We start from the raw sequence: 5,221 nt of genomic DNA, 5'->3' as shown, positions 1-5,221 counted from the left end.
GGGTCAGCCGCGCAGGGCGTCCACGGCGAGGGCCAGCGCCTCCGGCACGCGGGGTACCAGCTGGTGGTGACCGTCGCGGACGACATGGCGGCCGCCGACCACGGTGTGCCGGATGTCGGCCGCCGTCGCCGCGAAGACCGCAGCCTCGGCGGCGCGCCGGGGCCGGGGACCGGCGGTGCGGACGGAGTCCAGGGCGAGGGTGGTGAAGTCGGCGAGGGCTCCCGGCTCCAGTCGTCCGGCGTCGGCCCGGCCGAGGGCGGCCTGGCCGTGGCGGGTGGCGGCGGCCAGGAGCTGCCCGGCGGTCCAGTGGCCGCGTCGGCGGGAGCGCAGCCGTTCGTTCAGCTCCATGGCGCGGGCCTCTTCGAGCAGGTCGATCACGGCGTGGCTGTCGCTGCCGAGGGAGAGCGGGCTGCCGGCAGCCTCCAGCCGGGTCGCCGGGCCGATGCCGTCCGCGAGATCTCGTTCGGTGGTGGGGCACATGCACACGCCGGTGCCGCTGTCACCGAGCAGGGCGATGTCCTCGTCGGTCAGGTGTGTGGCGTGGACCGCGGTGGTGCCCGGACCGAGCACCCCGTGGTCGGCGAGGAGCCGTGCGGGGGTGCGGCCGTGCGCCGCCAGGCACTCCTCGTTCTCGGCGGGTTGCTCGGAGAGATGCACATGCAGGGGCGCGCCGCGTTCCCGCGCCCACCGCGCGACCCGGCCGAGCTGGTCGGCGGGGACGGCACGCACCGAGTGGACGGCGGCGCCGATCACGACGCCGGAGGCGTCGTCGAGCGCGTCGGCGCGGCGGGCCCAGGCGGCGGCGTCACCGTCGCTGAAGCGCAGCTGGGAGGTGCCCGGTGGCGCGCCGAAGCCGGCGGAGAGGTAGCAGGTGTCGAGGAGGGTGAGCCGGACGCCCGCCTCGGCGGCGGCGGCGATCAGGGCGTTCCCCATGGCGTTGGGGTCCGGGTAGGGGCTGCCGCCGGGAGCGTGGTGGAGATAGTGGAACTCACCGACGGAGGTGATACCGGCCAGAGCCATTTCGGCGTAGACGGCGCGCGCGAGATCGAAGTACGTGTCGGGGGTGAGGCGGTCGGCGACGGAGTACATCACCTCGCGCCAGGTCCAGAACGATCCGGTTCCCCCGTTCGCACCGTCGGTGGCAGGGGAGTCTCCGGCGGTCCCGGGGCCTGCGGCGGCGGGCGTCTGGGAGACGCCGCGCAGCGCGCGGTGGAAGGCGTGGCTGTGGGCGTTGGCGAGTCCGGGGACGGTGAGGCCGGGAAGGTCGACGGAGCCGACCGGCGGCTCGGTCACTCCGGGCGCGAGCCGGATGATCCGGCCGTCGGTCCCGGTGTCGATGAGGACGCCGGGCCTGACCTCCTGGTCGATCCAGGCGTGCTCCGCCCAGTAGCTCTGCGGGGTCAGCGACATGCGAGTCCCTCCAGCACCTCGGCGAGCGCGGTGACCCCGGCCGTGCAGTCGTCCTCGTCGGCGGATTCGGCGGGCGAGTGCGAGACGCCGGTCGGGTTCCTCACATACAGCATGGCGCTTGGGAGCGCGGAGGACAGAATTCCGGCGTCGTGGCCGGCTCCGGTGGGCAGCACGGGGACCTCGCGGTCGCCTCCGAGGATGCCGGTGAGCCGGTCACGCAGGGCGTGGTCGAACTCCACGACCGGCGTGAACGACTCGCGGGTGACCTCCACCCGGACGCCGTCCCTCTCGCCGCGCTCGGCGGCGGCGCGGCGGATCTCCGCCACCACCCGGTCCAGGGTGTCGTGGTCGGCGGCGCGGGAGTCCAGCCAGCCGCGCACCAGGGAGGGGATGGCGTTGACGCCGTTGGGCTCGACGGAGACCTTGCCGAAGGTGGCGAGGGCGCCGGCGAGCCGGGCCTTCTTGCGGGCGGCGAGCACGGTGGTGGCGTAGGTCAGCATCGGGTCGCTGCGGTCGTCGAGCCGGGTGGTGCCGGCGTGGTTGGCCTCGCCGTGGAAGTCGAAGCGCCAGCGGCCGTGCGGCCAGATCGCGGAGGCGACTCCGACGGCGTGACCGGTGTCGACGAGGGAGCGCCCCTGTTCCACGTGGAGTTCGACGAAGGCGCCGACGCGGGAGAGGCGCTCGGGGTCGGGGCCGATGGCCTCGGGGTCGTGTCCGGCCTGCTCCATGGCCCGGGCGAGGGTGACACCGTCGGCGTCGGTGAGGCGGTGGGCCTGTTCCGGGGTGAGTTTCCCGGCGCTGAGGCGGGAGCCGGCGCAGGCGAGCCCGAACCGGGCGCCCTCCTCGTCGCCGAAGTTCACCACGGCCAGCGGGCGGGTGGGGCGGACGTCGCGGGCGCGGAGTTCGTCGAGTGCGGCGAAGGCGGAGACGACACCGAGGGGGCCGTCGAAGGCGCCGCCGTTGGGGACGGAGTCCAGGTGGGAGCCGGTGACGACGGCGTCGGTGCCGGTGGGGTCGCCGAGCCAGGCCCACTGGTTGCCGTTGCGGTCGGTCTCGTAGGTCAGTCCGCGGTACTCGGCCTGGGCGCGGAACCAGGCGCGGCAGTCGATGTCGGCGGCCGTCCAGGCGTAGCGGCGGTAGCCGCCGCTACGGGGCGAGCGGCCGACGGGCAGCAGCTCGCGCCACATCTCGTGGAAGGAGGCGGGGCTCATCGGGCGGCCCCGGCGGTGTCGCCGTGACCGGTGCCGGTGGCGGCCGCGGTGGCGGTGGCGGTGGCGGCCGGGCCGGGGTCGCTCTCGCGCATCGGGACGCGGACCCCCTGGTCGCGGGCGGTCTCCTCGGCCTCCGGATACCCGGCGTCGACGTGGCGGATGACGCCCATGCCCGGGTCGTTGGTGAGGACCCGGCGGATCTTCTCGCCCGCGAGCGGGGTGCCGTCGGCGACGGTGACCTGGCCGGCGTGGATGGAACGGCCCATGCCGACGCCGCCGCCGTGGTGGAGGGAGACCCAGGAGGCGCCGGAGGCGACGTTGACCATGGCGTTGAGCAGGGGCCAGTCGGCGATGGCGTCGGAGCCGTCGCGCATCGCCTCGGTCTCCCGGTAGGGGGAGGCGACGGAGCCGCAGTCGAGGTGGTCGCGGCCGATGGCCAGCGGCGCGCTGATCTCGCCGGCGGCCACCATGTCGTTGAACCGTTCGCCGGCGCGGTCGCGCTCGCCCTGGCCCAGCCAGCAGATCCGTGCGGGCAGCCCCTGGAACCGGACGCGCTCCCCCGCCATCCGGATCCAGCGGGCCAGCTGCTCGTTCTCGGGGAACAGCTCCAGGACGGCCCGGTCGGTGGCGGCGATGTCCTTGGGGTCGCCGCTGAGGGCGGCCCAGCGGAACGGGCCCTTGCCCGCGCAGAACAGCGGGCGGATGTAGGCGGGGACGAAGCCGGGGAAGTCGAAGGCGCGGTCGTAGCCGGCCAGTCGCGCCTCGCCCCGGATGGAGTTGCCGTAGTCGAAGACCTCCGCGCCGGCGTCCTGGAATCCGACCATCGCCTCGACGTGGCGGGCCATCGACTCGCGCGCCCGCTGGGTGAAGTCGGCGGGTTTGTCGGCGGCGTAGGAGGCCATGTCCTCGAACGCGACGCCGGAGGGCAGGTAGGAGAGCGGGTCGTGGGCGCTGGTCTGGTCGGTGACGATGTCGATCGGCGCGCCACTGGCCAGCAGCTGCGGCAGCAGGTCGGCGGCGTTGCCGAGGACGCCGACGGAGAGCGGCCGGCGCGCGTCGCGGGCTTCGGTGGCCAGCGCCAGGGCGTGGTCGAGGGAGTCGGCCCGCACGTCGAGGTAGCGGTGCTCGATGCGCCGCTCGATGGCGCGGGGGTCGCAGTCGACACAGATGACGACGCCGCCGTTCATGGTGACGGCCAGCGGCTGGGCGCCGCCCATGCCGCCGAGCCCGGCGGTGAGGGTGATGGTTCCGGCGAGCGAGCCGTCCCCGCCACGGGTCTCGGCGAGCTTGGCGCCGACGGCGGCGAAGGTCTCGTAGGTGCCCTGGAGGATGCCCTGGGTGCCGATGTAGATCCACGATCCGGCGGTCATCTGGCCGTACATGGTCAGCCCCAGCTGTTCGAGGCGGCGGAACTCCTCCCAGTTGGCCCAGTCACCGACCAGGTTGGAGTTGGCGATCAGCACCCGCGGCGCCCACTCATGGGTGGTCATGACGCCGACGGGGCGGCCGGACTGGACGAGCATGGTCTCGTCCTGCTTGAGGGTGCGCAGCGTGCGGACCATGGCGTCGAAGGAGGCCCAGTCCCGCGCGGCCTTGCCGGTGCCGCCGTAGACGACGAGCCGGTCCGGGTGCTCGGCCACCTCGGGGTCGAGGTTGTTCTGGAGCATCCGCAGCGCGGCTTCCTGCTGCCAGCCGAGGGTGGTGAGTTCCGTGCCGCGCGGAGCTCGGACGGGTCGGGGTCCTGACATGGCAGCTGCCTCCCGGGAGCACGGCCCGGGTGGGCGGTCACGCGGGCGGCGGCCGTTTGGCGGGCCGGCGCCGGCGGCCGGGGCCACGGGCCGATGACGGTGCCTGATGACTGTTATTCACTCACTCTACGGACTGAATAAGTTCAGTCAACAACGCCCGCGACGCACCACTCCCCCGGCTCCCGCGACGCGCCCCGTCCTCGCGCCGCTCACCGTCCTCACCGCCCTCGCACCGCTCGCTTGCCCTCACTCCAGGAAGAGACCGCGCTCGGCGGCGCGGGCGTCGAACTCCTCCAGCCGGGACTGTGCCTGTGGCAGCGCGTCGCACATGGCCTCCAGCAGCACCCGCCCCAGCATCATCGGCGCGCACGCGGTGTCGAAGGTCAGGGCACGCCCGACGGCGGCGGGCAGCAGCAGGTCACCGGACTGCACCACGGGCACGAAGGCGCCGTCCGCGACCATGATCACGCCCAGCCCGGCCGCGCGGGCCACCTCCAGCGCCTCGGCGACCTCCGCCGGGTGGCGCGGCAGCGCGAAGCAGAGCAGATCGGTGGCACCGGCCGCGACCGCCGCGTCGATCCGGTCGGCCAGCATGGTGCCGCCCTCGTCCAGCAGGCGGACATCGGGGTGGACCTTGGCGGCGAAGTAGCAGAACCCACGGGCCTGCGCCGCGGCGGCGCGCAGTCCGAGGACCGGCAGCGGCCGGGACCGGGCCAGGCGGCGCCCGGCCTCCTCGACCGGCGCCGGATCGGCCAGCAGGTCGGCCAGCTGCCGCAGGTGGGCGATCTCGGCCCGCACCGCCTGCTGGTAGGAGTTGGCGGACGGAGTGGCCCCCTCGGTGCCCGCCCGCTC

At 74.4% G+C, this 5,221-nt stretch carries 4 protein-coding genes; all 4 read right to left on the bottom strand.

The genetic code is table 11. The annotated features are described in order from the left end of the window. Positions 1-3 precede the first annotated feature (3 nt). Positions 4-1,410, bottom strand: a complete 1,407-nt coding sequence (locus E0D90_RS23270) for a formimidoylglutamate deiminase (protein ID WP_174856249.1) — start codon at positions 1,408-1,410, stop codon at positions 4-6. Then, positions 1,401-2,621 carry an allantoate amidohydrolase gene (locus E0D90_RS23265; RefSeq protein ID WP_130799959.1) on the bottom strand — a complete coding sequence of 407 codons (1,221 nt, stop codon included), beginning with the start codon at positions 2,619-2,621 and terminating at the stop codon, positions 1,401-1,403. Before E0D90_RS23265 ends, E0D90_RS23270 begins: the two co-directional genes overlap by 10 nt. Continuing rightward, a complete protein-coding gene (hutU, locus tag E0D90_RS23260; protein ID WP_227870430.1) occupies positions 2,618-4,369 on the bottom strand; it encodes a urocanate hydratase in 1,752 nt (583 codons plus the stop codon). The genes E0D90_RS23265 and hutU overlap by 4 nt, the downstream gene beginning before the upstream one ends. Before the next feature lie 246 nt (positions 4,370-4,615). Continuing rightward, positions 4,616-5,221, bottom strand: a 606-nt coding sequence (locus E0D90_RS23255; protein ID WP_130799958.1) for a MurR/RpiR family transcriptional regulator, incomplete at its 5' end; no start/stop codon positions are given.

Source organism: Streptomyces otsuchiensis (assembly GCF_004305975.1).
Classification (GTDB): Bacteria; Actinomycetota; Actinomycetes; order Streptomycetales; family Streptomycetaceae; genus Streptomyces; species Streptomyces otsuchiensis.
Note: the sequence above shows the minus strand (reverse complement) of the source record. Positions and strands in the feature narration are given on the sequence as shown.